Genomic DNA, 25714 nt, shown 5'->3' with positions numbered 1-25714 from the left:
CGAGGTCAAGCGCCGATATCCACGCACAGGTACTTCAGTTCGACATACTCGTCCAGGCCATGGCGCGAGCCTTCGCGGCCCAGGCCGGATTGCTTGACCCCGCCGAACGGGCCGACCTCGTTGGAGATAAGGCCGGTGTTGATGCCGACGATGCCGTACTCCAGTCCTTCGGATACCCGCCACACGCGCGCGTTGTCGCGGGTGTAGAAGTAGGCCGCCAGCCCGAAGATGGTGTCGTTGGCCAGCTTCAGCGCTTCTTCTTCCGTCTCGAACTTGAACAGCGGCGCGACGGGACCGAAGGTTTCCTCGCGCGCGAACAGCATGGATTGCGTCACATCGCGCACCACCGTCGGTTCGAAGAAGGTCCCGCCCAGCGCATGGGTCTTGCCGCCGGTGACGACCTTCGCGCCGGCCCGGGTGGCGTCCTCGATGTGCTCGCGTACCTTTTTCACGGCGTTTTCATCGATCAACGGTCCCTGCGTGACCCCTTGTTCGAAGCCGTCGCCCACCTTCATCGCGCCGACTTTCTCGGCCAGGCGCCGCGCAACCTGATCGTAGATACCGGACTGGACGTAGATGCGGTTGGCGCAGACGCAGGTCTGGCCGGCGTTGCGGAACTTGGACGCCAGAATGCCGTCCACGGCTTTGTCCAGGTCGGCATCGTCGAACACGATGAAGGGCGCGTTGCCGCCCAGTTCCAGGGACAGTTTCTTGATGGTCGGGGCGCATTGCGCCATCAGCTTGCGGCCGACTTCGGTGGATCCCGTGAAGCTGAGCTTGCGCACGGTTTCGCTTTCGCAGAGCGCGGCGCCGATATCGCTGGAACTGCCGGTGATCACGTGCATGACGCCCGCCGGCACGCCGGCTTCCTCGGCCAGCACGGCCAGCGCCAGCGCGGTCAGCGGCGTCTGCTGGGCGGGCTTGACGATCATGGTGCAACCGGCCGCCAGCGCCGGACCGAGCTTGCGCGTAATCATGGCCGCCGGGAAATTCCATGGCGTGATCGCGGCGGTAACGCCCACCGGCTGCTTCAGCACCATCATGCGCTGGCCGGCCTTGGGGCTTTGCAGGACTTCGCCGTCCATGCGCTTGGCTTCTTCGGCGAACCACTCCAGAAAGGAGGCGGCATAGCCGATTTCGCCGGCTGCCTCGGTGACCGGCTTGCCTTGCTCGGCGGTCATGATGGCCGCCAGGTCCTTCTGGTGCTGCATCATCAGTTGCGCCCAGCGCTGCAGGATGTTCGCGCGCTCCTTGGCGGGGCGGGCGGACCAGGCGGGCAGGGCGGCCGCGGCCCTTTCGATGGCGTGTTCGGTTTCGGCCCGGCCCAGTTTGGGCACCGCCACGATGATCTCGCCGGTGGACGGATTGTTGACGGGTATGGTCGCGCCCTTGCCGGCCTCATGCCATTTGCCGTCGATATAGCAGGCGCTGCGTAGCAGGTCGGGACGTTCGAGTCTTTGGGTGAGAGAAGTCACTGCTGTCTCCTGAAATGGGCGTCGGCGGGATGCGCCGACGCATGGGTTTTGGGCTGGCTTCAGGTGGGGAAATCAGTCCTATGGTAAGCCCTGCGGCGCCAGGTTTCCCAAAAGACCGTCCCTGTTTTCGTGTTGCTCGCATGGTTTTTGTATGCAAAGATATGCATTAACCGAGATTACGGCGCGCCACTGGTCGGCGCCGCCGGACGATTCGACAGGAGACACCGCACGTGTTCAAGACCCGGTTTATTTCCCGGCGCCGTTGCCTGCTGGCCGCCGCCGCCTTTTTGCCGGCCTTGGCCGCCGCCCAGGGCGCCGCGGCCGACGGCTATCCCGACAAGCCGATCCGCCTGATCGTGCCTTTCGCGCCCGGCGGCGGCACGGACAGCATCGCGCGCGACATGGCGCGCACGCTGGGAGAAAAACTGGGCCAGGCGATCGTGGTCGAGAACCGCGGCGGTGGCGGCGGCGCCATCGGCGCCAATCTGGTGGCGCACGCGGCGCCCGACGGCTATACGCTGCTGTTCGCCACGTCGACCTTCGTGACCAACGCCGCGGCCGAAGGCACCACTCTGTACGACGTGGAGAAATCCTTCCAGCCCATCGCGATGATAGGCCGCGGCCCCTTGCTCGTCGTCACCAACAAGAGCGTCCCGGTGGATAGCATCGCGCAGTTGCGTGAACTGGCGCTGAAGAAGCCCAGCGAGATCAACTTCTGCTCGGCCGGCAACGGCAGCATCAATCACATGTCGGGCGAGCTCTTCAAGCAGCGCGCCGGCGTGCAGATGACCCATGTGCCCTACAAGGGCAGCGGTCCCGCCACGCTGGACCTGCTGGCCGGACGCGTGCAGGTGTTCTTCGCCACCGTGCCGACCATCCTGCCGCAGGTAAAGGATGGCCGCGTCAAGCTGCTTGCCGTGACCAGCAAGGCGCGTTCGCCCTTGTTCCCCGACACGCCGACGATGGCCGAGGCTGGGGTTCCCGACTTCGACGTCAGCACATGGTGGGGCGTGCTCGCGCCGGCCGGCACGCCGCCGGCGGTGATCGCCAAGCTGAACGCCGCGGTCAACGACGCCGCCGCCGCCGACCTGGTGCGTCAACGCCTGACCGATGAAGGCGCGCAGTCGTTCAAGGGCACGCCGGCGGACTTCGCCGGGGTGCTGCATAGCGAGCTGGCCCTGTGGAAGGGCGTGGTCAAGCAATCGGGCATGAAGCTGGATTGAACCCGCGGCTTTGCGTCCCTATCCCTATCGAGGAAATCACATGAAAATCGTAGTGCTGCCCGGCGACGGGATTGGTCCGGAAACGATGGCGGTCGCCGTCGACGTGCTGCAAGCCGTCGACCGCCGCTTCAATCTCGGCCTGGAACTGGACCACGACATTGCCGGCCACGAGAGCCTGAAGCGCCATGGCGCCACCGTGACGCCGGCCCTGCTGGAAAAGGTGCGCGCCGCCGACGGCCTGATGCTGGGTCCGATGTCCACGTATGACTTCAAGGACGAGGCCAAGGGCGAAATCAATCCGTCGATGTACTTCCGCAAGAAGCTGGACCTGTACGCCAACATCCGGCCGGCACGCACTTATAAGGGCGTGCCGGTACGCCTGGGCGAGTTCGACCTGGTGGTGGTGCGCGAGAACACCGAAGGCTTCTACGCCGATCGCAACATCGAATCCGGCGCCAGCGAAATGCTGATCACGCCCGACGTGGTCGTGTCGCTGCGCCGCATCACGCGCCTGTGCTGCGAGCGCATCGCGCGCTCGGCCTTCGAACTGGCCATGACGCGCAAGAAGCACGTCACCATCGTGCACAAGGCGAATGTGCTGAAGATCGGCGACGGCATGTTCATCGGCGAGTGCCTCAAGGTGGCCAAGGAATTCCCGGAAGTCCAAGTGGACGACGTGATCGTGGACGCCATGATGGCCCACGTGGTGCGCGCGCCGGATCGCTACGACGTCGTGGTAACGACCAATATGTTCGGCGACATCCTGTCGGACCTGACGGCGGAAATGTCGGGCAGCCTGGGCCTGGGCGGGTCGCTCAATGCCGGCCGCGAACATGCCATGGGGCAGGCGGCGCACGGCTCGGCGCCGGATATTGCCGGCCAGAACATCGCCAACCCCGCCTCGCAGGTGCTGTCGGCCGCCATGCTGCTGAACTGGTATGGGCAGCGCAAAGGCAAGCCGGCTTTCGTGCAGGCCGCCGCCGCCATCGAGCAGGCGCTGGCCGACGCGGTCGCGGCACGCGAATGCACCAAGGACGTCGGCGGCACGCTGGGGACCCGCGAAACCGGCGCGGCCTGGGTAAAGCGCTTGGGCTGAAGGGCGCCGCGGGTCGCTTTAAACCGCGTGTAAGCGTGGCCTGTGATCATCCCTTGCGTACCGTCTATTCATCATTGATGACTGCGCTTCATTACTGAATGGACGCATGCGGGTTTGACCTGCCGCGGCTGGCTGACTAGACTGCAACGGCCGCGGCCGTGCGGGCATACCCGCCGCGGCCCGCGCCGCGGGCCGACACGGCCCTGCCATCAACGCGTAAAGAGACATCATCATGAGCGAAACAACGAAACAGCGCCTGCGCCATCGGGTCGAGCAGCGCAATGGCCTGCTCGTTCCCGGCGCCTTCAATGCCCTGAGTGCCCGTGTCGTGGCCGACCAGGGCTTCGAGGCCGTCTACCTGACCGGCGCCGGGCTGACCAACATGCACTACGGCGTACCCGATCTGGGCATCATCGGCCTGCGCGATGTCGCCGACGCCACGTCCCGCCTGCGTGAAGCGGTGGACGTGCCCATCATCGTCGACGGCGATACCGGCTTCGGCAATGCCGTGAACGTATGGCACACGGTGCGCGCGCTGGAACATGCCGGCGCCGATGCCATCCAGCTGGAAGACCAGCTGTTCCCCAAGCGCTGTGGCCACTTTTCCGGCAAGGAAGTCGCGCCGCTGCCCGAGATGCTGTCCAAGATCCGCGCCGCCGCCGATGCCCGTCGTGACGAGAATTTCCTCATCATCGCCCGCACGGATTCACGCGCGGTGCTGGGCTTCGAGGCCGCGGTCGAACGCGCGCAGGCTTTTGCCGACGCCGGCGCGGATATCCTGTTCGTTGAAGCGACCGAAAGCCTGGAAGAAGTCCGCGCACTGCCCAAGCTGCTGAAAAAGCCGCAGCTGATCAACATCGTAATCGGCGGCAAGACGCCCGCCTTGACGGCGGCCGAGCTGGGCGAAATGGGCTACGGCATCATCCTGTACGCCAATGCCGCGCTGCAGAGCGCGGTGGCCGGCATGCAGCGCGCCCTGGGCATGCTCAAGCGCGACGGCCTTCTGAAGGAAGATCCCGCGCTGGTCGCGCCCTTCCTGGAGCGCCAGCGCCTGGTGCAGAAGCCGTTGTATGACGAGCTGGAAAAGCGGTACACCGACAAGTAAGGCCCGTTGACCGGCCGCCGAATGGCCCGCCGAATGGCTGGCCGAATGGCGTGTCGACTGGCCGCTCCGGCGCCGACGCCGCTTCCCTTGGAAGCGGCGTTTTCTATTGCGGCAATGTCGCGCGTCGTAGGCATGGGATTACCAGGCCGTTCGGATTGCTTCCGCGGTGACCCGGAATCGATGCCGCCGCGACGGTAGGATCGCGCCGCTTCGAACGACTTCAGACCGATACACGATTGTTGGCCCGCAAAGACGCTCGGTATTCTGCCCATCCCTTAATTTTTTCGAGAGATTGAAGATGCTGTCGCAGACGGGCTATTACGAAAATGTTCCTTACGGGAATAGCGCGGGCTATTACGAAAACCTGTACTACGGGAATATGGGCACCGCCTCCGTTCCCGAACTGGAAGCCCGGCAGCGTATCGAGCAGGACTGGCGGGACGAGATCCGGCGTTATGTGGACATGGGCGGAGACAAGGCGTTGTTCGTGGACTTCATCAGCGCCGCCAAGACGGGTTTTCCCGCCGACCGTGACAAGGACGCGAATCACACCGTGAAGGCTTTTCGCGACGACTTCGTCAGGCGTGCCGCGAAAGAAGACATCGAGCGCATCATGGCCTTGCATGAGACCATACGCGTGAAGCTGCAACGCTTCCAGGACCACTGTTTCATGGAAGGCGACGAGCGCACCTACCGTGAGTTCGCCGGCCGGATCCGTCGCCTGGATTGCGGCAAACGCCAGTTGCAGACGGTGCTGGAGCAGAAGTCCGAATGCCTGGCTGCCGCGTAATCCGACGCGTGCTCAGCGGGTAACGGCCCCGGTGTCGCGTGCCGCGACATCGGGCCCGGAAGGCAGGGAAGCGCTGGGGGGAGCCGGCGGCCCGGAAGGCGCGGCGCCGCCTTTGTTCCAGTCGCCGCCCAGCGCCTTGACCAGGAACACCGAAACCAGCAGGTGCTGGCCTTTCAGCTGGGCGGCCTGCCGTTCGGTATTCAGCACTGACTGTTGTGCGGTGATCACGTCCAGATAGGTCGTGGCGCCGCCGCTGTAGCGGTCGGCGGCCATGTCCAGTACCTTGCGGGCGTCGGCCACGGCCCTCTGCGATTGCGCGGTGGCGCGGTCCAGGGCGGCCAGGCCGGTGATGCCGTCCTCCACTTCCTGCATGGCGCCGAGCACGACGCGGCGGTAGTTCGCGACCGTTGCATCGTAGCCGGCCCGGGCGAAATTGACATTCGCGCGGGTGCGTCCGGCATCGAACAAGGTCTGCACGGCGGACACGCCGACGGACCACAGCAGGCTGGGCGCATCCAGCAGGGCGCCGATTTCGCGGCTGTCGGCGCCGATGCTGGGATTGAGCATGATGCTGGGGTAGAAAGCGGCGGTGGCCACGCCGATCTGCGCATTGGCGGCGGCCATGGCGCGCTCGGCGGCGGCGATGTCCGGGCGGCGCTCCAGCAGGTCGGAGGGCAGGCCCAGCGGGATGGCCGGCGGCATCATGGCGGCGGTCAAGGGTTGCGGCGGCAGCTCGAAGCTGGGCGCCGGCGTCCCGGTCAGCGATGCGATGGCATGTTCGAATTGCGCGCGCTGCCGGGCCAGCACTTCGACCTGCGTCAGCGTGTTATCCAGCAAGGCCTGCTGCTGCGCGACCTCCAGGCCGGATGCGGCGCCGCCGTCGTAGCGCGCCGTGATCAGTTCCAGGGCGCGCCGCTGCAGGGCGACCGAGCGGTTGACGACGTCGATCTCCGTATCGAGCGCGCGCAGGTTGACGTAGTTGGCGGCGAGTTCCGCGGTCAGCACCAGGCGGGCGTTGGCCAGATCGGCCTCGGCCTGCCGCGCCGTGGCGGAGGTGGCTTCCACGGAGCGCGACACACGGCCGAACAGATCCACTTCGTAGCTGGCGTTGAACGAAAAGTTGTAGTCGTTCTGGACCGTCGAGTATTGCGGCGAAGCGTAGTTCGTCAACGGGCGGTTGCCGGATATCTTGAAGCGCGACACGCGGGTGCCGGCGCTGAGCGCCGGGAACAGGCCGGCGCGGCTGACGTCGGCATTGGCCCGGGCCTGGGCCAGCCGCGCGGCGGAGATCGCCAGGGTGGGGTTGGCGCTCAAGGCCTGCGCCTGCAGGCGGTTCAGCGTGGGATCGTTGTAGCGCAGCCACCATTCGCCCTTGTCCAGGCCGTCGGCCGGCGATGCCTGGCGCCAGGGCGATTCCAGCTTCCAGGTCACCGGCATATCGACCTTGGGCTGCGCGTAGTCCGGCCCGACGGCGCAGGCCGACAGCAGCAGCGGCGCCGCCAAGGCGGCTATCCAGGTACGCGGCGCCCCGAACCGCGCGAGCAGGCCGTCCTGGCTTTCCGGCATCCGGGACCTGCCGCCGCTTGCCCTCATTGTTCGTTTCCCGCGGCGCGGCCGCCGCTGCCCACGGCCGGCGTGGCGACCGGCGTGGGCGGCCTGGTGCTGGCCTGGGCCACTTGCACGATATCGCCCGTCGCCAGCGAATCCGGCGGGTTGAGCACGATGCGATCGGCGGCCTGCAGGCCATCGGCCACTTCGATGGTCTGGCCGAGGTTGCGTCCGAGCGTGATGCGGCGCAGTTCGATGCGGCCGTCCGGACCTACGACCGCCACCATGGTCCCTTCCCGACGGAACAGCAAGGTGTTGTTGGGAACGGCCAGCGTGTCCCCGGCAGGCAGGTCCAGCGCCACGGACACGTAGGCGCCCGGCAGCAGCTTGCTCTCGGGATTGCGCAGGCTGATCTCCACCTGCATGGTGCGCGTGGCCAGGTCGATGGACGCCGCGGTGCGCGCGATGGTGCCGGTGAATTTCTGGCCGCCCAGTTCCGCCTGGGTGACGGTTACGTGCACGCCCGGCTTGACCAGCTGCGCGTAGCGCTGGGGCACGTTGATGTAGACGCGCAGCGGATCGGTCTGCGACATCAGGAACAGCGGGCGGCCGCTGCCGGCGTCGATCAGGTCGCCGACGTCGACATTGCGCCGCGTGATGATGCCGGAGAAGGGCGCGACAATGCGCTTGAAACCTTCCAGCTGACGCAGCCGCTGCTCGTTGGCCTGCGCCGCCGCGAGGTTGGCGGCCGCCTGCGCCGCGCTGCCGCGCTTTTCTTCCAGGTCCTGCTGCGAGACCACGTCCTTGCGCCGCAAGGCCTCCCAGCGCGCCAGCGTGCTGTTGGCCAGCGCCTGGGCCGCCTTGGCCTGTTCGCGGGCGGCGATGGCTTGTGACAATTGCTGGTCGATTTCGGGGGTTTCGATTTCGGCCAGCAGTTCGCCTTTTTCCACGCGGCTGCCGATGTCCTTGGTCCAGCGTTTCAGATAGCCGCTGGCGCGCGCCGACAGGGGCGCCTGCACATAGCCTTGCAAGGTGCCGGGCAGGGCCAGGGACTGGCCGCTTTCCGGCGTGGTGGCCTGCGTCGTCTGCACATACTGGACCGCGCGCTGCCGCGTGCCGGTTTCGAGTTCATTGGCATTCTGGATGCGGCTGACCACCGTGCGCGCCGCGCCCAAGGCCAGCAGCAGCAGGACGATCAGCACCAGCAGGCGGGTGCGGCGGACGACCTGGTCGCGCTTGGGCAATTCCCCCGCGCCGGCCGCGCCCGCATCCAGGGGATGTATGCCCAATTCGTTGTGCCGCTGCTCCGACATGCTCAGATCTCCCGCCGCGCGGCATCGGGCGCCAGCGGCGGGGGGCTCCCGGCGTCGGCGGCGCCCGCTTTGCGGCGTCCCAGTCGATGATGTACGCCGGCATAGACCACCGGCACGAAGAAAAGCGTGGATACCGTGGCGAAGAGCAGGCCGCCGATCACGGCGCGGCCCAGCGGCGCATTCTGCTCGGCGCCTTCGCCCAGGCCCAGCGCCATGGGGATCATGCCGATGATCATGGCCAGCGCCGTCATCAGCACCGGGCGCAGGCGCGTGGCGCCCGCTTCCAGCGCGGCCGAGAGCACGGGCACGCCTTCTTCCCGCCGCTGGCGGGCGAAGGAGACCAGCAGAATGCTGTTGGCGGTGGCGACGCCCATGGTCATGATGGCGCCCGTCAGGGCCGGCACGCTCAGCGTGGTGCCGGTGATGAACAGCATCCAGGCGATGCCGGCCAGCGCCGCGGGCAGGGCGGTGATGATGATGAAGGCGTCGATCCAGGACTGGAAGTTCACGACGATCAGCAGATAGACCAGCACGATGGCCATCAGCAGGCCGACTCCCAGGCCGATGAAGGAGCTCTGCATGGTTTCGACCTGGCCCAGGATTTGCACCTGGCTGCCGCGCGGCAGCTTGTGGCGGATTTCATCCACCTGGCGGGACACCTGCGCGGCGACGCTGGCCAGGTCCCGGCCCTGTACGCCGACGTAGACGTCGATGGCGTTCTGGATGTTGTAGCGCGACACCACGGCCGGCTGGCGCGACGGCCGGATATCCACCAGGTTGCCCAGCAGCTGCGTGTTGCCGCCGCCCGCGGCCCCGGGCGCGCCGACCGGCAGCGCCAGCAACTGGTCCATGCCGTCGATCTGGTACTGCGGCGCCTGCACCGCCACGTTGTAGACGATGCCGTTGCGCGGATTCAGCCAGAACGCCGGCGATGTCTGCGTGCTGCCCGACAGCGCGATCAGCACGCTCTGGCCGACGTTGGCGGCGCTCAGGCCCACCTGCTGCAGGCGGGTCCGGTCCATCACCATGTTCAGCGTGGGCAGGTCCAGGCGCTGGTGGACGTGCGCATCGACGGCGCCGGGAATCCGCCGTATCCCGTTCACCAGTTCGCCCGCCAGCCGCGCATTGGTCTCCATGTCGGCGCCGGTGAATTTGACGTTGATGGCGGCCGGCAGGCCGAAGTTCAGGATCTGCGTGACGATGTCCGCGGGCTGGAAGAAGAACTCGAGGCCGGGAAAGCGCTTGGGCAGCTCGGCGCGCAGCAGGGCGATGTAATCGTCGGTCGGCGCGTGGCCATCGCGCAGGGACATCAGGATCTCGCCGTCCAGCGAGCCGAAGGTGCCGGCGTTGCTGTACGACAGGTTGATGCCGCTGTTCGGCACGCCCAGGTTGTCCAGGATGGTTTCCAGGTCCTTGTGCGGTATCAGTTCGCGGATATGGTTTTCGACCTCGTCGGCCAGGCGCGCCGTTTCCTCGATGCGCGTGCCGGTGGGCATGCGCACGTGCAGGCGGATCTGGCCGGCGTCGACGGTGGGGAAGAAGTCGCGTCCCAGGAAGGGGTAGAGCAGGCAGGACAGCAGGCAGAAGCCCAGGAACACCGAGGCGAACACCTTGCGCCGGGACAGCTGCGCCGACAGCACCAGCGTGTATGCGCGCCGCATGCGCTCGAAGCGCTGGTCGAAGGCGCGGTAGATACGCTGCAGCGGGCTGGGCCGCGCGGCCGGATCTTCCTTGCCATGGTTGCGCATCAGCAGCATCACCAGGGTAGGCACCAGCGTCCGCGACAGGATGTAGGAGGCCAGCATGGCGAACACCACGGCCTCGGCCAGCGGCACGAACAGGAAGCGCGCCACGCCGGACAGGAAGAACATCGGCACGAAAACGATGCAGATACAGATCGTCGATACGAAAGCCGCCACGCCGATTTCATTGGCGCCGTCCAGGATGGCGGTCTCCAGGGGCCCCCACGCCGCGCCTTTGGCTTGCTGCCCCCCGAGGGGGCGCATTTCGCCTTGGGGCGGCCCGGCGGCGAAATGATCCCCCCACGCCGCGCCTTTGGCTTGCTGCCCCCCGCGGGGGCGCATTTCGCCTTGGGGCGGCCCGGCGGCGAAATGATCCTTACCCAAGTGCATGTGCCGCTCGATGTTCTCGATCGTCACGATGGCCTGGTCCACCAGGATCCCCACCGATAACGCCAGGCCGCCCAGCGTCATCAGGTTCAAGGTTTCGCCCAGCGCCTTCAGCACCAGGATGGACGCCAGGATGGATAGCGGGATGGTCAGGGCGATGATCAACGTGCTGCGCCAGTTGCCCAGGAACAGCAGCACCATGGTGGCCGTCAGCAGGGCGGCGATCAGGGCTTCGATAACGACGCCCTTGACGGCGGCCTTCACGAATACCGACTGGTCGAACAACGGCGTCAGCTTGATTTCCGGCGGCAGGGTCGCCACCACGCTGGGCAGCAGGTCGTACAGATTGGAGACGATATCCAGCGTGGACGCGCCGCCGTTCTTCAGCACCGACAGCAGCACGCCGCGCACGCCGTCCTGGCGCACGATATTCGTCTGCGGGTTATAGCCGTCGCGCACGTAGGCGACGTCGCGGACATAAGTCGTGGCGCCGCCCGGCACCGCGCGCACCGGCAGATTGTTCAGCCCGGCGATGGTCTCGGGCGAGCTGTTCATCCTGACGTTGTATTCGGTTTCGCCGAATTTGGCGGTGCCCGAGGGCAGGATCAGGTTCTGCGCATTGATCGCATTCACCACGTCCGATGGCGACAGTCCGCGGGCCTGCAGCGCCTGCAGGTCCAGGTCCACCGAAATCACGCGGTTCTTGCCGCCGTAGGGGAAGGGCACCGCGACGCCCGGGATGGTGATCAGGCGCGGCCGCAAGGTGTTCAGGGCCGCGTCGAATAGCGCCTGCTCCGGCATCGTGGGGCTGGACAGGCCGAGCTGGATCACCGGAATACTGGAGGCCGAATACTTGATCACCAAAGGCGGCGTGATGCCGGGCGGCAGCTGCCGCACCTGGGTCTGCTCGGCGGCGACGACCTGGGCGATGGCCGTCTGGATATTGGCGGTCGGCTGGAAAAAGATCTTGATGACGCTGATGCCGGCCAGCGAGGTCGATTCGATATGTTCGATATCGCTGACCGTCGTGGTCAGGCTGCGCTCGTTCTGGGCGGCGATGCGCTGCCCCATTTCCTGGGCGGACAGGCCGTTGTAGTTCCAGATGATGCTGATCACCGGAATATTGATTTCCGGGAAGATATCCGTCGCCATGCGCATCAGCGTGAATGGCGTGGCGAGCAGGATAAGCAGCGCCATTACGATGAACGTATAGGGGCGCCGCAAGGCCAATTGCACTACCGACACAGCGGGGCCCCCAACGAGCGGACGATATGACTACGAAACGTAACAGGTATTCTTAGGCATACCGCATCAAAGCGCAAGGCGGATAAACGCGGGGTTTGCCCTGATATCCGCCGTTTTGGCGTCGCCGGGGGACGGCGGTTATAAAGCGCCTCGCACGAACGCCGCGTGGCCCGGTAACCCGATGCGGGGCGCTTCCGCCGGCGGCCGGCGGTGTCCCCGCCGGCGGTGGGTTAAGCTCTCGCTCGCTGCAACTTCCTGAAACGCTGTCTGAGAGACTGCCAATTCGACCATGCCTTTGCCGTCACGATCTTTCATCGCCACTATTGAAGACCTGCGCAAGATCGCCGAAAAACGCGTGCCGCGCATGTTCTACGACTACGCGGATTCCGGCTCATGGACTGAATCGACCTATCGCGCCAACGAGGCCGATCTGCAGAAAATCCGCTTCCGCCAGCGCGTCGCGCGCAATATGGAAAACCGCAACATCGCCACCACCATGGCCGGCCTGCCTGCCGCCATGCCGGTGGCGCTGGCCCCCACCGGCCTGACGGGGATGCAGCACGCGGATGGAGAGATCCTCGCGGCGCAGGCGGCGGAGGCTTTCGGCGTACCGTTCACGCTATCCACGATGAGCATCTGCTCCATCGAGGACGTCGCCCAGAACACCACCAAGCCGTTCTGGTTCCAGGTGTATATGCTGCGCGACCGCGACTTCATCGAACGCCTGATCGAGCGGGCCAAGGCAGCCAACTGCTCGGCGCTGATGCTGACGCTGGACCTGCAGATCATGGGGCAGCGCCACAAAGACCTGCGCAACGGCCTGACCGCGCCGCCGCGCCTGACGCTGCGCAATATCCTGAATATGGCGGGCAAGCCGGCCTGGTGCTATCACATGCTCGGCACCCGGCGCCGCGCCTTCCGCAATATCGTCGGCCATGCCAAGGGCGTGGCCGATATGGCGTCGCTGGCGTCGTGGACCGCCGAACAATTCGATCCGACGCTGAACTGGGATGACGTGGCCTGGATCAAGCGGCTATGGGGCGGCAAGCTCATCCTGAAAGGCATCCTGGATACGGAAGACGCGCGCCTGGCCGTGGACAGCGGCGCCGATGCCCTGATCGTCAGCAACCATGGCGGCCGGCAGCTGGACGGCGCGATGTCGTCGATCAGCATGCTGCCGTCCATCGTCGACGCCGTTGGCGGCAGGATGGAGGTGTGGATGGACGGCGGCATACGTTCGGGCCAGGACATCCTGCGCGCCGTGGCGCTGGGCGCGCGCGGCACCCTGATCGGCCGTTCGTTCCTGTACGGCCTGGGCGCCGGCGGACGGGAAGGGGTGACCAAGGCCTTGCAGATCCTGGCCGCCGAGCTGGACGTCACCATGGCCTTGTGCGGGCATCGGGATATCCACGACATCGATCGCGGTATTCTGATGCCGGGCACGTATCCGCTGCCGTATCCGACACCGGACGCCTATCCGCTGCCCGATCCTGCCGCGTGAGCCCTTGCGTTGCGGGCGGCCGGCGCGGGTAAGCGGCCGGCCGCCGGCCTTTCCGCGCAAGGCCCGGCCTGCCTGCCGGCGCGTAGCCGGTTCAAAGATGAGACTGCACGATAAAGTCGTACAGCCGTTGCGCCGCCGCCGACAACGCGCGGCCGCGGCGGCGGATCAAGCCCAGCGTGCGTGAGATCGAAGGCTCGACCAGCGGCACGCTGACCAGGGTCGCGTGTCCCAGGTGCGGCATGCCCAGCTTGGGCACCACCCCCACGCCCAGGCCGGCTTCCACCAGGCTGACCAGCGCCGGCACGTGCTGTACTTCGCAGAACCAGCGGGGCAGCGTGGCGGTATTGGCCAGCGCCTGATCGATCAGCATGCGATTGCCGCTGCCCTGCGCGACGGTGACGTAGTCATGCGCCGCGAGTTCGGACCAGCGCACCTTGCGCTTGCGCGCCAGCGGGTGTTCGCGCGAACACGCCAGAACGAACGGATCCTCGATCAGGGGCTGGAACTCGATGTCCGGCTCCTGCGTGCCGATATAGGTCAGGCCGAAGTCCGCTTCGCTGCGGGCCACGGTGGTCAGGATTTCCGCCGAGGTTTCGTCGCGGACGCGCAGGCGTATGCGCGGATACTCATCGTGATAGGCCTTGAGCACGCGCGGCAGGAAGAACGCCACGGCCGACGGCACGCAGGCGATGGTGACCTCGCCCGACATGCGCTCGGCCAGGTCGCGCGTGCCCAGCAGCGCGCTTTCCAGTTCGTTCAGTACGTGGCGCGCCTTGTGCACGAAGCCGCGGCCGGCGGTGGTCAGCTCCAGCCGCCGCGTGGTGCGCTCGAACAGCCTCAGGCCCAGGGCGGTTTCCAGCTTCTCTATCCGGCGGCTGAGCGCGGATTGGGAAATGCACAGCACTTCCGCCGCCGCGCGGAAACTGCCATGGTCGCTGGCGGCGACGAGGGCGCGCAGATCTGCCAGGTCGAAATTCATCTATGCGTAAATCGCAATAATCCTAAGAATATTTGCACTTTACACGATTGTCGGGCTTCTTCATTCTTCGCGCATATTCAAAAATGCGCCGGCCCGCGAATCCCGCGGCCGGCCGGATAAGGAAGGAGCACATCATGACGACGACCGGCGCCGCCGGCGCGCCGCCGCTGACCCGCTACGTGGCGGAGTTCGTGGTGGATACGCGCGAACAGGACATTCCGCAGGAAGTCCGGCAGCTAGGCAAAAAGGCCATACTGGATGCACTGGGTGTCGCGTTGCCGGGTGCGATATCGCAGCCCGGACGGGTCCTGGCGGGCTATCTGCACGACCTGGGTTGTCCCGGTCCGGCCACGGTATTGGGCACCGCGCTGACACTGTCGCCGCGCTTCGCGGCGCTGGCCAATGGCACCGCCATGCATGCCGACGATTACGACGACACGCTGCAGGCCGAGACCGGACGCTTCCAGGGGGTGCATCCCACGGCGCCCGTACTGTCGGCGGTGCTGGCCGCGGGCGAGGCCCGCGGCGCATCGGGCCGCGAGCTGTTGCTGGCTTATCAAGTCGGGGTGGAAGTGGCCTGCAGGCTGTTCGACGCCACGCATATCAACCACATCCTGAACGGTTTCCATGCGACCGCCACCTGCGGCATGCTGGGCGCGGCGGCAGCGATGGGGCGGCTGTACGGCATGGACGCCGCCGGCATCGCCACCACGCTGGGCATCGCGGCCAGCCAGGCGGGCGGTCTGCAGGAAAACTTCGGCCAGTCGGTCAAGCCTTTCCACGCGGGGCGTTCGGCGGAAGTCGGCATCTTCGCCGCCGATCTGCGGCAGCGCGGCTTCACCGCGTCGCCCATCATCCTGGAGGCGAAACGCGGCTTCTTCCAGGCGCTGGGCGGCGGCTGCGAGGCGTCGCGCCTGATGGGGAAACTGGGCCAGCCGTGGTCGTTCGTCGACCGCGGCATCTGGCTGAAGGCCTTTCCCACCGGCAGCCTGGGCCATCCGGCCATGACCAAGATGCTGGAACTGGTCAAGCGCCATGATATCCGCCCCGGCGACGTGAAGCGCATCCACGTAAAGACCAGCCAGAACATCCACCATACCCTGCTGCATCACCATCCCACCACCGAGCTGCAGGCCAAGTTCAGCCTGGAATTCTGCCTGGCGGCGCTGCTGCTGGAACGCAGATGCGGCTTGAACCAGTTTCATGACGAGTACGTGAGGCGGCCGGACGTCCAGGCCGCCATCGCCAAGGTCGACTACACCACCTTTACGCCGGAGGAGGCCGCCCGCGATCATCACAACATTGTCACTTCCTATGTGGAGATCGAGCTGAACGACGGCACGCGCTACGGCGAACGCGTCGATGCGGGCAAGGGCAACAAGGCCAATCCGATGTCGGAAGACGAAGTCGCCGACAAATTCCGCGAGTGCGCCGAGTTCAGCCGCTGGCCGGCCGGCAAGGCCGAGCGCGCGATCGCCTTGGTCCGCCGGCTGGAAGACGTCGGCGATGTGCGGGACATCACGCGCGAGCTTTCCGCGGGAACGCAGGAATAACAACGCAGCAGGTGCAAGGAGACAATCATGGATTTCGCAATCCCGGCGAAAGATGCCGGCGCGCGCCCTTGGACCCCGGGAGGGCGGCGCGCGGCGACGGCCTTCTTGCGGCCGATGGCGGCGCTATTGGGTGGCGTGGTGGCCACGGCCGCCATGACGTACGGCGCCGCGTCCAGCGCGGCCGGCGGCACGGCCGACGAGGCCAAATGGCCCGCGCGCCCCATCCGCCTGGTGCTGCCTTTTCCGCCGGGCGGCGGCACCGACACGCTGGCGCGCATCATGGCGCCCAAGCTGGGCGACATACTGGGCCAGCCCATCGTGGTGGACAACCGCGCCGGCGCCTCGGGGAACATCGCCACGGACATCGTGGCCAAGGCCGACCCGGACGGCTATACGGTGCTGATGGGGTTCAATACCGCGCTCACCATGAACCCGTCGTTGTACAAGAACCTGCCCTTCGACGTGCAGCGGGATTTCAAGCCGGTGACCATGCTGGCGGCCGCGCAATACGTGCTGGTGGTCAACCCCTCGCTGCCGGTGCACACGGTGCAGGATTTGATCGCGCTGGCCAAGTCCAGGCCGGGGCAGCTCAATTATTCGTCCAGCGGCCCGGGCAGTCCCCTGCATCTGGCGGGAGAACTGTTCAAGGCGCGGACGGGCACCGATATCGTGCATATCCCTTACAAGGGCGGCGGCCCGGCCACCATCGGCCTGCTGGGCGGCCAGGCGCAACTGATGTTCGGCAGCGTTTCGGCCGTCATGCCGCACGTCAAGGAAGGCAAGCTGCGCGCGCTGGCGGTGACAGGGATGAAGCGCTCGGACGTCGCGCCCGATCTGCCGACGCTGGACCAGTCCGGCTTGCCGGGTTTCAACGTGACCTCGTGGTACGGGCTGCTGGTGCCGGCCAGGACGCCGGACGCCATCGTGGCCAGGCTGGCGGCGGCCGCGCAGAAAGTCATCCAGCAACCGGAGGTGCGCGACGCCATGGCCAAGCAGGGCCTGGAGCTGAGCATCGATACGCCGCGCGAATTCGCCCAGACCATCAAGACCGAAACCGCGACCTGGGCGGACCTGATCCGCAAGATGAACATCAAGGCGGAGTAGGGCGACGGCTGGCTGGACAGGGCGGGCGCGTCACGTTCATCGCGGGCGCCCGGGTTTTGCAGGGGCCGGCGCGCCGCCGGCCCTTCAGGTAATCCCACACAGGATGGTTCGATGAAGAACAACGAAGTCTCCGCGGTCATGCAGAAGCTCAGCCGGTACATCTCGGGCGCGGCGTCGCGCAGGATTCCGGCCAAGGTGGCCGACCGCGCCAGGCTGCACCTGGTCGATACCTTCGCCGCCATGGTCTCCGGATCGCGGTTGTTGCCGGGCAAGAAGGCGATCGACTACGTCAAGCCGCTGGGGGGCCGCGAAGAGGCCGGCGTGATAGGCACGCGCATCGTTACCACGGTGCAGAACGCCGCGCTGGCCAATGGCATGTTCGGCCATGCCGATGAAACCGACGATACGCATCCGCCTTCGCTGACGCACCCCGGCACCAGCGTGGTCCCCGCGGCACTGGCGATCGCGGAGCGCGGCCGCTTGAGCGGCGAGCAACTGCTGCGCGCGGTGGTGCTGGGATACGACGTCTGCGCGCGCATGCTGCTTACCTTGAAGCCCATGCCCTACCTGCGCTCCGGCCACCACGCCGGCGCCACGGGGCAGCTGTTCGGCGCCGCCGCCGCGGCCGGCACGCTGCTGGGGCTGACGCCGCTGCAAGTGCGCTACATGCTGTCGTATACGGGACAGCAGACGGCGGGCCTGTACACCATGTTCCGCGATCCCGAACATATCGAGAAAGCCTATGCCATGGGCGGCATGCCCGCCCACAACGGCCTGCAGGCGGCCATGATGGCCGCCGCGGGCTGGACCGGCGTGGAAGATATTTTTTCCGGCGAACGCGACTTCTTCCACACTTTCGCGCCGGAGGCCTTCGACCGCGAGGACCTGGCGCGCGATCTGGGCAAGAACTACGAGATGCTGCGCGCGTCCATCAAGCGCTGGCCGATAGGCGGGCCCATACAAGGCCCCATGCACGTGCTGAACGACCTGATGGCGGAACATGGCTTCGGCGCGGCCGACGTGGAGAAAGTCGTGGCCAATATGCCGGACAAGGAACTGGAAATCGTCAACAACCGGCCCATGCCGGATATCTCGGTGCAGCATCTGCTGGCGGTCATGCTGCTGGACCGCAAGCTGACCTTCAAGTCCGCGCATGATTTCGAGCGGATGAAGGATCCCACGGTGCTGAAGATGCGCGACCGCGTGCATGCGGTCGGCGACCCGTCGCTGACGGACGTGCAGCGGCGCTGGCGGTGCGTCATGGAGGTCCACCTCAAGGACGGCCGGGTGCTGCGTGGGCGGACGATGGCGGCCAAGGGCAGTTTCGAGAATCCGCTGTCGCCGGCGGAGGAAAACGAAAAAGCGCTGGATCTGCTGGCGCCGGTCCTGGGCAAGGGCAGGGCCGTCGAGCTTCTGGATACCTTGTGGAATATCGACAAGGTCAAGGACGCGCGGCTGCTGCGCAGGCTTTACATGAAATAGTCCAGGCGGGCGGCGCGGCGCTGTCAGGCGCCTTGGGTGCGGTCGATATGGCCCAGATCGCGCGCGGGGTCGATCCGGTCGCGCACCAGCTGCTTGAGCGTCTTGGCGTCCGGAAAGCCGCCCTGCGCCTTGCGGTCCCAGATCAGCGCGCCGTCGCAGTGCACCTGGAATATGCCCCCGGTTCCAGGGATCAGGGCGACTTCGCCCAGGTCCGTGCCGAAGGTGGACAAAAGCTCCTGCGCCATCCAGCCCGCGCGCAGCAGCCATTGGCACTGCGTGCAGTAGGTAATGGCGATACGGGCGGCCGTGCGTGCGGTCATAGCGGATCTCCGGCTTCCGGTTGCAACGCCTGGATCAGGGCGCGGGCGTAATTGGGCAGGGCCTCCAGCGTGCGCGCGCATAGCATCAGGCGCCTGTCGGCCCAGGGTTCGTCCAGTATAAGCAGACGCGCGCGGCCGCAGGCCTCGCCACGTCCGGCCCAGCGGCGCGCCGCGGATTCCGGCATGATGCCCAGCCCGGCGTCCTGGATGACCAGCCGGGCCACCGCGTCGAAGCCATGCACGCGTACGCGGGCGCGCAACGATCGGCCGATGCGGGCGGCCTGGTCGTCCAGATAGATGCCCAGGGCGCTCGCGCTTGGCAGTCCGACATGATCGTGGTCCAGCGTCTCGCTGTAGCGGACGCGCGCGCGCCGTGCCAGCGCGTGTCCGCGCGGCGCCAGCAGAACGAGCCGGTCGCGGCGGAACGGCGTCGAGTACAGGCCCGCGAGGTCCAGCGCGTCCGATACGATGCCCACGTCCGCCGTGCCGGCGCGCAGCTCCGGCAGGATGCGGTGGCTGGGTTGTTCCTGCAGATCCACGTCGATACTCGGATGCGCCCGCAGGAATGCGCCCAGGGGTTCCGGCAGGTGTTCGGTCACGGCCGAGGTATTGCACAGCAGCCGCACCCGCCCCTTGAAACCACTGGCGTAATCGCCCAGGTCTTCCTGCATGCGGTCGACGTGCTGCAACAGGCTGCGCGCATGGTAGGCCAATGCCTGGCCCGCGGCGGTCATTTGCACCCCGCGCCGGCCGCGCGCCAGCAGGGGCGTGCCGAGCGAGGCCTCCAGGCCGCGCAGCCGGGCACTGGCCGACGCCAGCGCCAGATGCGTACGCGCCGCGCCGGCCGTGATGCTGCCGGTTTCAGTCGTGTTCAGGAATAGCCGCAGGTCGGTCAGGTCGAAGTGCATGGAAGGAGGGTGTTCGGTTCTGCCTACGGTAGGGACGAAGGCTGCCTCAGTGTAATACCGCTTTCCGGGCGCGGCGCGGGCAGGCATCATGCCGGCCATGGATAGCTTGTTCGATTTCTACCGCGATGGCGGCGCCGCCCTGATTCTGCTGGTGTTGGCCAGCTTCGCCGTGGCCGGCCTGGTGAAGGGCGTGATCGGCCTCGGCCTGCCCACTGTTTCGATTGCCATGCTCAGCGTGGCTATGGCGCCGCCGCAGGCTGCGGCCTTGCTCATCATCCCATCCATGGTCACCAATGTCTGGCAGCTGGCCGCCGGCGGACGTTTCCTGTACCTGCTGCGGCGCCTGTGGACCATGCTCGCCGGCGTTTTCGTCGGCACCTGGCTGGCGGGCGCCTGGCTGGCCGGGCGCGAGACGGCCTGGGCCGGCCACGCCCTGGGCGCGGCCCTGCTGCTGTATGCCGCCGTAGGCTTGAGCGCCGTGCGCATGCATGTATCGCCCGATGCGCAGCGCTGGGCCGGGCCCGTCGTCGGCGCCACCACGGGCGCCATTACGTCGGTGACCGGCGTCTTCGTGATTCCGGCCGTGCCCTATCTGCAGGCATTGGGGCTGGAGCGCGACGCGCTGGTCCAGGCCATGGGGCTGGCCTTTACGGCATCGACGATCGCGCTGGCCGGCGACTTGATCCATGGCGGCCAGCTCGGCGGCCGCGAGGCCTGGGCGTCGCTGCTGGCGCTGGTGCCCGCGCTGCTCGGGATGATGGCCGGGCAGTGGCTGCGGCAGCGCGTCAGCGCCACGGTGTTTCGCCGTTGCTTCTTCGCCGGCGTCGGCGCGCTGGGCCTGCATCTGCTGCTGGCCTGATCCATGGGACTGTCGTGCGGCGCTTGCGCCTCGATTTGTCATGCCTCAAATAATCGGGCGCACTGGGTAGGCTAAAGTCTAAGGACGTCGCGGCACATGCCGCGGCGTCGGATGACGACGGAGGCCCGGATGAACCACGATTGCGCGCTGCTGACCCCCCAGGAAATGGCGTCCGCCGATCAGGCGGCGATGCTGGCCGGGCATGCCGGAATCACCTTGATGGAAAATGCCGGCGCGGCGGTGGCGCGGGCGGTGCGCGCGCGCTGGACGCCGCGTCCGGTGGCCGTGCTGTGCGGGCCGGGTAACAACGGCGGCGACGGTTTCGTTGCCGCCCGCTATCTGGCGGCGGCCGGCTGGCCGGTGACGGTGGCGCTGCTTGGCACGGTACAGGCCTTGAAAGGCGACGCCGCTCATCACGCCGCGCTGTGGCGCGGCGATGTACTGCCTTTGTCGCCATCGGTCCTGCAAGGGGCGGAACTGGTCATCGACGCCATATTCGGCGCTGGCCTGGCTCGCCCGGTGGAGGGCCTGGCGGCGGCGACGCTGCAGGCCGCGATGGACCACGCATTGCCCGTCTGCGCCGTGGATACGCCCAGTGGCGTGGATGGCGGCACGGGCGCCGTGCGGGGCATCGCCGTGCCGGCGGCCTGCACCGTGACCTTCTTTCGCAAAAAGCCCGGCCACTTGCTGCTGCCGGGTCGCGCCCTGTGCGGCGAGCTGGTCGTCGCCGACATCGGTATCCCGCCGTCGGTGCTGGATACGATCCAACCGCAGGCGCATGAGAACGTCCCCGCGGCCTGGCTGCCGCGCGTTCCCTGGCCACGCATGGATGGTCACAAGTATGCGCGCGGCCATGCCGTCGTCATGGGCGGCGCCGTCATGACAGGCGCGGCGCGCCTGTCCGCGCTGGCGGCGGCCCGCGTCGGCGCGGGGCTGGTGACGGTGGCCGCGCCCAGCCCGGCCTGGGCGGTGTATGCGGCGGCGCTGACCAGCATCATGGTGCAGCCGGTGGCGGACGAGGCGGCTTTCCAGGAACTTTTGACGGACACCCGCAAGAACGCCATCGCCATCGGCCCGGGCGCCGGCGTATCCGACGCCACCCGCGCCCACGTGCAAGCCGCGCTCGCCACGCGTCGCGCCGTGGTGCTGGACGCGGACGCCCTGACGGCCTTCGCCGACAAATCCGCGACGCTTTTCCATGCGATACGCGGGCCTTGCGTGCTGACCCCGCACGAAGGCGAGTTCGGCCGCCTGTTCGACCGCGCCGGCGACAAACTGTCCAGCGCGCGCCGCGCCGCGCAACGCAGCGGCGCGGTGGTGCTGCTGAAAGGCGCCGACACCGTGATCGCCGCCCCGGACGGACGCGTCGCCATCAACGCCAACGCGCCGCCGGATCTGGCCACGGGCGGCAGCGGCGACGTGCTGACCGGCATGATCACGGGCCTGCTCGCGCAGGGTATGGAGCCATTCGAAGCCGCATGCGCGGCGGCCTGGATGCATGGCGCGGCCGCTACGGCGCATGGTCCGGGACTCATCGCGGAAGACCTGCCCACACTGATACCGGGCGTTCTGCGCGAGCTGAAAGCGCGTGGATAATCCGTCGCGATCGGGACGAATGCCCGCGCGCTTACGAAGCCAAATGCCGGGAAGCCGCCGCCCGAGGCAATCAACCAGGCACACGCCAACGCCTACACCAAGGACAATCTGAACGTGCAAACCGCGATTACCCGATTGCTCGGCATCGAGCATCCCATCGTGCAGGGTGGCATGCAGTGGGTCGGCCGGGCCGAACTCGTGTCGGCCGTCTCCAATGCCGGCGCGCTCGGCGTCCTGACGGCGCTGACCCAGCCCACGCCCGAAGCCCTGCATGACGAAATCCGCCGCGTCCGGTCCATGACGGACCGGCCCTTCGCGGTGAACCTGACCATCCTGCCCACGCTCAAGCCGGTGCCTTACGAGGCTTACCGCGACGTCATCATCGACAGCGGCGTGAAAATCGTCGAGACCGCGGGCAACAATCCGGCGTCCCACATGCCGGCCTTCAAGGCCGCCGGCATCAAGGTCATACACAAATGCACGACACCGCGCCACGCCGTCAAGGCGGAGCAGATCGGCGCGGATGCCGTCAGCATCGATGGCTTCGAATGCGCGGGACATGTGGGCGAGGCGGACCTTCCGGGCCTTATCCTCATCCCAGCCACGGTGGCCAGGGTGCGTATCCCGGTCATCGCTTCCGGCGGTTTCGGCGACGCGCGCGGCCTGGTGGCGGCCCTGGCCCTGGGCGCCGAGGGCATCAATATGGGCACCCGGTTCATGTGCACCCGGGAAGCACCGGTACACGACAACATCAAGCGCGCCATCGTCGACAACACCGAAACGGACACCTGCCTGATCCTGCGCACATTGCGCAACAGCAGCCGCGTGGCGCGCTCCGAGCTCGCGCAAAGCATCATCGACATGGAAGCCGCGGGCGCCGGCATAGACCAGATAGGCCCCAAGGTCGCGGGCGCCAAGGGCCGGCGCGTCTACGAAGAAGGCGATACGGAAGCGGGCGTGTGGACCGTCGGCATGGTGCAAGGGCTGATACACGACATTCCGACATGCAGGGAACTCGTGCAGCGCATCGTATCGGAGGCCGAAACCCTGGTGCGGGAGCGCCTGGGCAGCCTGGTGGGGCGCTCCGCGGCCTGAGCGCGGCCCGCAGGCTGCGCGGCCGGCGGCGGCCCGGGTTGCGCGCGTGAAACCGTGGACGCCGCAATGTCCACCCACGCCCTCGCGCAAACCAACGCAAGGAGACGATGTGATCCCTTTTGAAACCGCGGGCGCCAACGCCGCCCCTGCCGCCGACCCATGCCTTCGGCAAGTCCGCGACGGCGGCGTGCTGGTGGTGACGCTGGATCGACCTGAACGCCGCAACGCGCTCAGCCTGCCGCTGTACGAAAGCCTGCTGGCGGCCCTGCGGGCCGCCGCCGACGATGACGGGATCGGCGCCGTCGTGCTGACCGGCGCGGGCCCGTCATTTTGCGCGGGCGGCGACGTCGTCCGCATGGCGAACAATGCCGCCGCGCGCGGCGCATCGCCCGACGCCCAGCCCCAGGGCGCGCCGCCATTGTCCTCCGAAGCCAGTGGCGCGCCGCCATTGTCCTTCGAAGCCAGATTGCGCGACTTGCGCCGCCGCACCGGCATCTGCGAATTGCTGCACGCCATGCCCAAGCCCACCATCGCGATGATGCGCGGTCACGCGATAGGGGCGGGTCTCAGCCTGGCGCTGGCCTGCGATCTCCGCTATGCCGATACGACGGCGCGCCTGCGCACGGGCTTCGTCGACATGGGCTTGTCGGGCGACTTCGGCGCCCATTACTTCCTGCCACGCCTGGTCGGCGCCGCCAAGGCGCGCGAGCTGTTCTTCACCTCTCCCATGCTGGACGCCGCGACGGCCTTGTCGCTGGGACTCCTCAATACCGTCTTCGAAACAGACGCCCTGGAGCCCGCCGTCATGGACATCGCGCGGCAATTGGCCGCCGGCCCCCGCACCGCGATCGCCTACATCAAGGACAACCTGAACGAGGCGCCTCATCTGCGCCTGAACGAGGCCCTGGATCGCGAATGCTGGCGTCAGCTCCGTTGCATGGAAACCGAAGACCACCACGAAGCCGCCCGCGCTTTCACCGAAAAGCGACCGCCCCGTTTCCGCTGACGAGGACGCCGCCGCGGGCGCGGCTATCGCGACGCCCGGACAACAGGCCGCGCTCGATCCGACGATCTTCGATGGTCAGGGCAGGCCGCCGGCACGACATGATGCATGTTTCCTATCGGGGCGATCAGGCGGCGCTGGCCGACGTCATGACCGGGCGCGTGGATGTCCAGTTTTCAATGCGGCGCGACAGGTTGGGCGCCGCCGCCGGCGTAGGCCTGGGGGGCGCGTGGGGCAGGGGGCGTGGCGTGTGCCGTCGGGTAATGCTGCTCCGCGCCGCTGGGCAGCGCCGCCACCATGGGGGCTCGCATCCAGGCCGCGATGTCGCGCCAGACGATTTCGGCCTGCAGGTCCCGGAGCAGCATGTGATAGCCGTCGCTGTACAGCGCGACGCGAGGGCGGGCGTCGACGGGGGCGTCTTCGATGCGGCGCAGGGTTTCGGTCACCACTTTGTCCGGCAATACCTGTTCATGCCGCCCGAACAGCACCAGCAGCGGGACATTCGGCGGGATGGCGGGCAGGGCGGCTTCGGCGTCGCTCATCAGGTCGACCAGCCCCTTCAAGGCGTCGATGCGCGTGCGCTTGATGACCAGCGGATCGCTGCCCAATGCGCGCAGCATCTCGATGTTGTCCGACGGCATGATCTTCAACCCGCGCGGCGGCTCGACTTCCATGCCCGGCACGGTGTTGTAGCCCAGCCATAGCGTGAAACGGTAGAACGGGTTCATGACCTGCCGGCCCCACATCGCTGGCGCGGACAGGATCGCGCCGGCGATATGGGACGATAGCGGTGCCCGCTGCCCCAGCGCCGGCGGGCTGCCCAGCGCGGACGCCACGACGGCGCCGCCCATGCTTTCGCCCAGCACGTACACCGGCAATCCCGGATGCGCGGCGGAAACCGCCTCGACGGCGGCATTCAGGTCGGCGACCATGGTGGCGGTATCCGCCCAGATGCCGGGCCGGGGGCCCGCGCCGAAGCCGCGCTGGTCGTAGGCATAGGTGACGATGCCCAATCCGGCCCAATAGCGGGCGGCCTGGTCGAAGGCGTTGGAATAATCGTTCATCCCATGCAGCGCGACGATGGCCGCCCACGGCGCCCGCGCCGGCTGCCAGGTGCGCAAAGGCAGGCGTGCCCCGTCGATCGAAACCAGCTCGTCGCCGTCGATCGCCGGCGTCGCGCGTGCCGGCCCCATGGGCTGGTAGGCGGTGCCGCAGCCGGCCAGCGCCAGCACGGCCACCACGCAGGCGCGCCGCAGCCAGGGCCGTACGCGTGAGTACGGGCGGCGGAGCGGCGTGGCTGGCGTGCGGGGCATCGGCATAGGCATTAAGCGGTTGGGCGGAGCGGGTGACGGTGGCGCGCGGAGCGCGGCATCCGGCGGCGCGCCCATAT

General features: G+C 67.4%; 20 protein-coding genes. 12 read left to right on the top strand and 8 right to left on the bottom strand.

Translation table 11 applies throughout. The features are described from left to right. Positions 1 to 5 precede the first annotated feature (5 nt). The gene (locus ACNA0R_RS24340; RefSeq protein WP_415828651.1) at positions 6 to 1475 is read right to left on the bottom strand and encodes an NAD-dependent succinate-semialdehyde dehydrogenase; all 1470 of its coding nucleotides are present in this window, start codon (positions 1473 to 1475) and stop codon (positions 6 to 8) included. A 230-nt stretch (positions 1476 to 1705) separates the two neighbouring features. On the opposite strand from ACNA0R_RS24340, the gene ACNA0R_RS24335 reads away from it, so the two are divergent. The 4 genes from ACNA0R_RS24335 to ACNA0R_RS24320 all read left to right on the top strand — a co-directional run bounded on the left by ACNA0R_RS24335 (position 1706) and on the right by ACNA0R_RS24320 (position 5689). Continuing rightward, a complete protein-coding gene (locus ACNA0R_RS24335) occupies positions 1706 to 2698 on the top strand; it encodes a tripartite tricarboxylate transporter substrate binding protein (protein ID WP_415828650.1) in 993 nt (330 codons plus the stop codon). A 40-nt stretch (positions 2699 to 2738) separates the two neighbouring features. Then, on the top strand, positions 2739 to 3794 hold the full coding sequence (locus tag ACNA0R_RS24330; protein ID WP_415828649.1) for an isocitrate/isopropylmalate dehydrogenase family protein: 1056 nt from the start codon (positions 2739 to 2741) through the stop codon (positions 3792 to 3794). A gap of 232 nt (positions 3795 to 4026) precedes the next feature. Then, positions 4027 to 4899, top strand: a complete 873-nt coding sequence (locus ACNA0R_RS24325) for an isocitrate lyase/PEP mutase family protein (protein ID WP_415828648.1) — start codon at positions 4027 to 4029, stop codon at positions 4897 to 4899. 298 nt (positions 4900 to 5197) lie between these two features. Further along, the gene (locus ACNA0R_RS24320) at positions 5198 to 5689 is read left to right on the top strand and encodes a hypothetical protein (protein ID WP_415828647.1); all 492 of its coding nucleotides are present in this window, start codon (positions 5198 to 5200) and stop codon (positions 5687 to 5689) included. Between the two features lie 12 nt (positions 5690 to 5701). Here the strand turns inward: ACNA0R_RS24320 and ACNA0R_RS24315 are convergent, their stop codons facing one another. The 3 genes from ACNA0R_RS24315 to ACNA0R_RS24305 are packed head-to-tail and all read right to left on the bottom strand — an operon-like array spanning position 5702 to position 11924. After that, a complete protein-coding gene (locus ACNA0R_RS24315) occupies positions 5702 to 7255 on the bottom strand; it encodes an efflux transporter outer membrane subunit (protein ID WP_415828646.1) in 1554 nt (517 codons plus the stop codon). Between the two features lie 23 nt (positions 7256 to 7278). Then, positions 7279 to 8550 (bottom strand): efflux RND transporter periplasmic adaptor subunit, encoded by a 1272-nt coding sequence (locus ACNA0R_RS24310; RefSeq protein WP_415828645.1) that lies wholly within the window; start codon positions 8548 to 8550, stop codon positions 7279 to 7281. 2 nt (positions 8551 to 8552) lie between these two features. Next, positions 8553 to 11924: an efflux RND transporter permease subunit gene (locus ACNA0R_RS24305; RefSeq protein ID WP_415828644.1), complete on the bottom strand. Its 3372-nt coding sequence runs from the start codon at positions 11922 to 11924 to the stop codon at positions 8553 to 8555. A gap of 295 nt (positions 11925 to 12219) precedes the next feature. On the opposite strand from ACNA0R_RS24305, the gene ACNA0R_RS24300 reads away from it, so the two are divergent. Then, positions 12220 to 13425, top strand: coding sequence for an alpha-hydroxy acid oxidase (locus ACNA0R_RS24300; protein WP_415828643.1), 1206 nt, complete (start codon positions 12220 to 12222; stop codon positions 13423 to 13425). A 91-nt stretch (positions 13426 to 13516) separates the two neighbouring features. Here ACNA0R_RS24300 and ACNA0R_RS24295 read toward each other — a convergent pair whose 3' ends face one another. After that, positions 13517 to 14404: a LysR family transcriptional regulator gene (locus ACNA0R_RS24295; RefSeq protein ID WP_415828642.1), complete on the bottom strand. Its 888-nt coding sequence runs from the start codon at positions 14402 to 14404 to the stop codon at positions 13517 to 13519. 134 nt (positions 14405 to 14538) lie between these two features. Between ACNA0R_RS24295 and ACNA0R_RS24290 the strand changes: the two genes are divergently transcribed. From ACNA0R_RS24290 to ACNA0R_RS24280, 3 genes are all read left to right on the top strand, one after another. Continuing rightward, positions 14539 to 15957: an MmgE/PrpD family protein gene (locus ACNA0R_RS24290; protein WP_415828641.1), complete on the top strand. Its 1419-nt coding sequence runs from the start codon at positions 14539 to 14541 to the stop codon at positions 15955 to 15957. Positions 15958 to 15984: 27 nt separating this feature from the next. Further along, positions 15985 to 17061, top strand: a complete 1077-nt coding sequence (locus ACNA0R_RS24285; protein WP_415828640.1) for a tripartite tricarboxylate transporter substrate binding protein — start codon at positions 15985 to 15987, stop codon at positions 17059 to 17061. A gap of 111 nt (positions 17062 to 17172) precedes the next feature. After that, positions 17173 to 18543 carry an MmgE/PrpD family protein gene (locus tag ACNA0R_RS24280; RefSeq protein ID WP_415828639.1) on the top strand — a complete coding sequence of 457 codons (1371 nt, stop codon included), beginning with the start codon at positions 17173 to 17175 and terminating at the stop codon, positions 18541 to 18543. 23 nt (positions 18544 to 18566) lie between these two features. Here the strand turns inward: ACNA0R_RS24280 and ACNA0R_RS24275 are convergent, their stop codons facing one another. Beyond that, positions 18567 to 18863: an Rdx family protein gene (locus tag ACNA0R_RS24275; protein WP_415828638.1), complete on the bottom strand. Its 297-nt coding sequence runs from the start codon at positions 18861 to 18863 to the stop codon at positions 18567 to 18569. Then, on the bottom strand, positions 18860 to 19771 hold the full coding sequence (locus ACNA0R_RS24270; protein WP_415828637.1) for a LysR substrate-binding domain-containing protein: 912 nt from the start codon (positions 19769 to 19771) through the stop codon (positions 18860 to 18862). The genes ACNA0R_RS24275 and ACNA0R_RS24270 overlap by 4 nt, the downstream gene beginning before the upstream one ends. A gap of 97 nt (positions 19772 to 19868) precedes the next feature. On the opposite strand from ACNA0R_RS24270, the gene ACNA0R_RS24265 reads away from it, so the two are divergent. From ACNA0R_RS24265 to ACNA0R_RS24250, 4 genes are all read left to right on the top strand, one after another. Beyond that, on the top strand, positions 19869 to 20630 hold the full coding sequence (locus tag ACNA0R_RS24265) for a sulfite exporter TauE/SafE family protein (protein ID WP_415828636.1): 762 nt from the start codon (positions 19869 to 19871) through the stop codon (positions 20628 to 20630). A gap of 129 nt (positions 20631 to 20759) precedes the next feature. After that, a complete protein-coding gene (locus ACNA0R_RS24260; RefSeq protein WP_415828635.1) occupies positions 20760 to 22226 on the top strand; it encodes an NAD(P)H-hydrate dehydratase in 1467 nt (488 codons plus the stop codon). 114 nt (positions 22227 to 22340) lie between these two features. Continuing rightward, a complete protein-coding gene (locus tag ACNA0R_RS24255) occupies positions 22341 to 23321 on the top strand; it encodes an NAD(P)H-dependent flavin oxidoreductase (RefSeq protein WP_415828634.1) in 981 nt (326 codons plus the stop codon). Positions 23322 to 23430: 109 nt separating this feature from the next. Beyond that, positions 23431 to 24327, top strand: a complete 897-nt coding sequence (locus tag ACNA0R_RS24250; protein ID WP_415828633.1) for an enoyl-CoA hydratase — start codon at positions 23431 to 23433, stop codon at positions 24325 to 24327. A gap of 173 nt (positions 24328 to 24500) precedes the next feature. Here ACNA0R_RS24250 and ACNA0R_RS24245 read toward each other — a convergent pair whose 3' ends face one another. After that, complete coding sequence (locus ACNA0R_RS24245) at positions 24501 to 25637, bottom strand: alpha/beta hydrolase (RefSeq protein ID WP_415828632.1); 1137 nt, start codon at positions 25635 to 25637, stop codon at positions 24501 to 24503. Positions 25638 to 25714 lie beyond the last annotated feature (77 nt).

The organism is Bordetella sputigena (genome assembly GCF_965137885.1).
GTDB lineage: Bacteria > Pseudomonadota > Gammaproteobacteria > Burkholderiales > Burkholderiaceae_B > Bordetella_C > Bordetella_C sputigena.
This window is presented reverse-complemented; position numbering and strand designations above follow the sequence as displayed.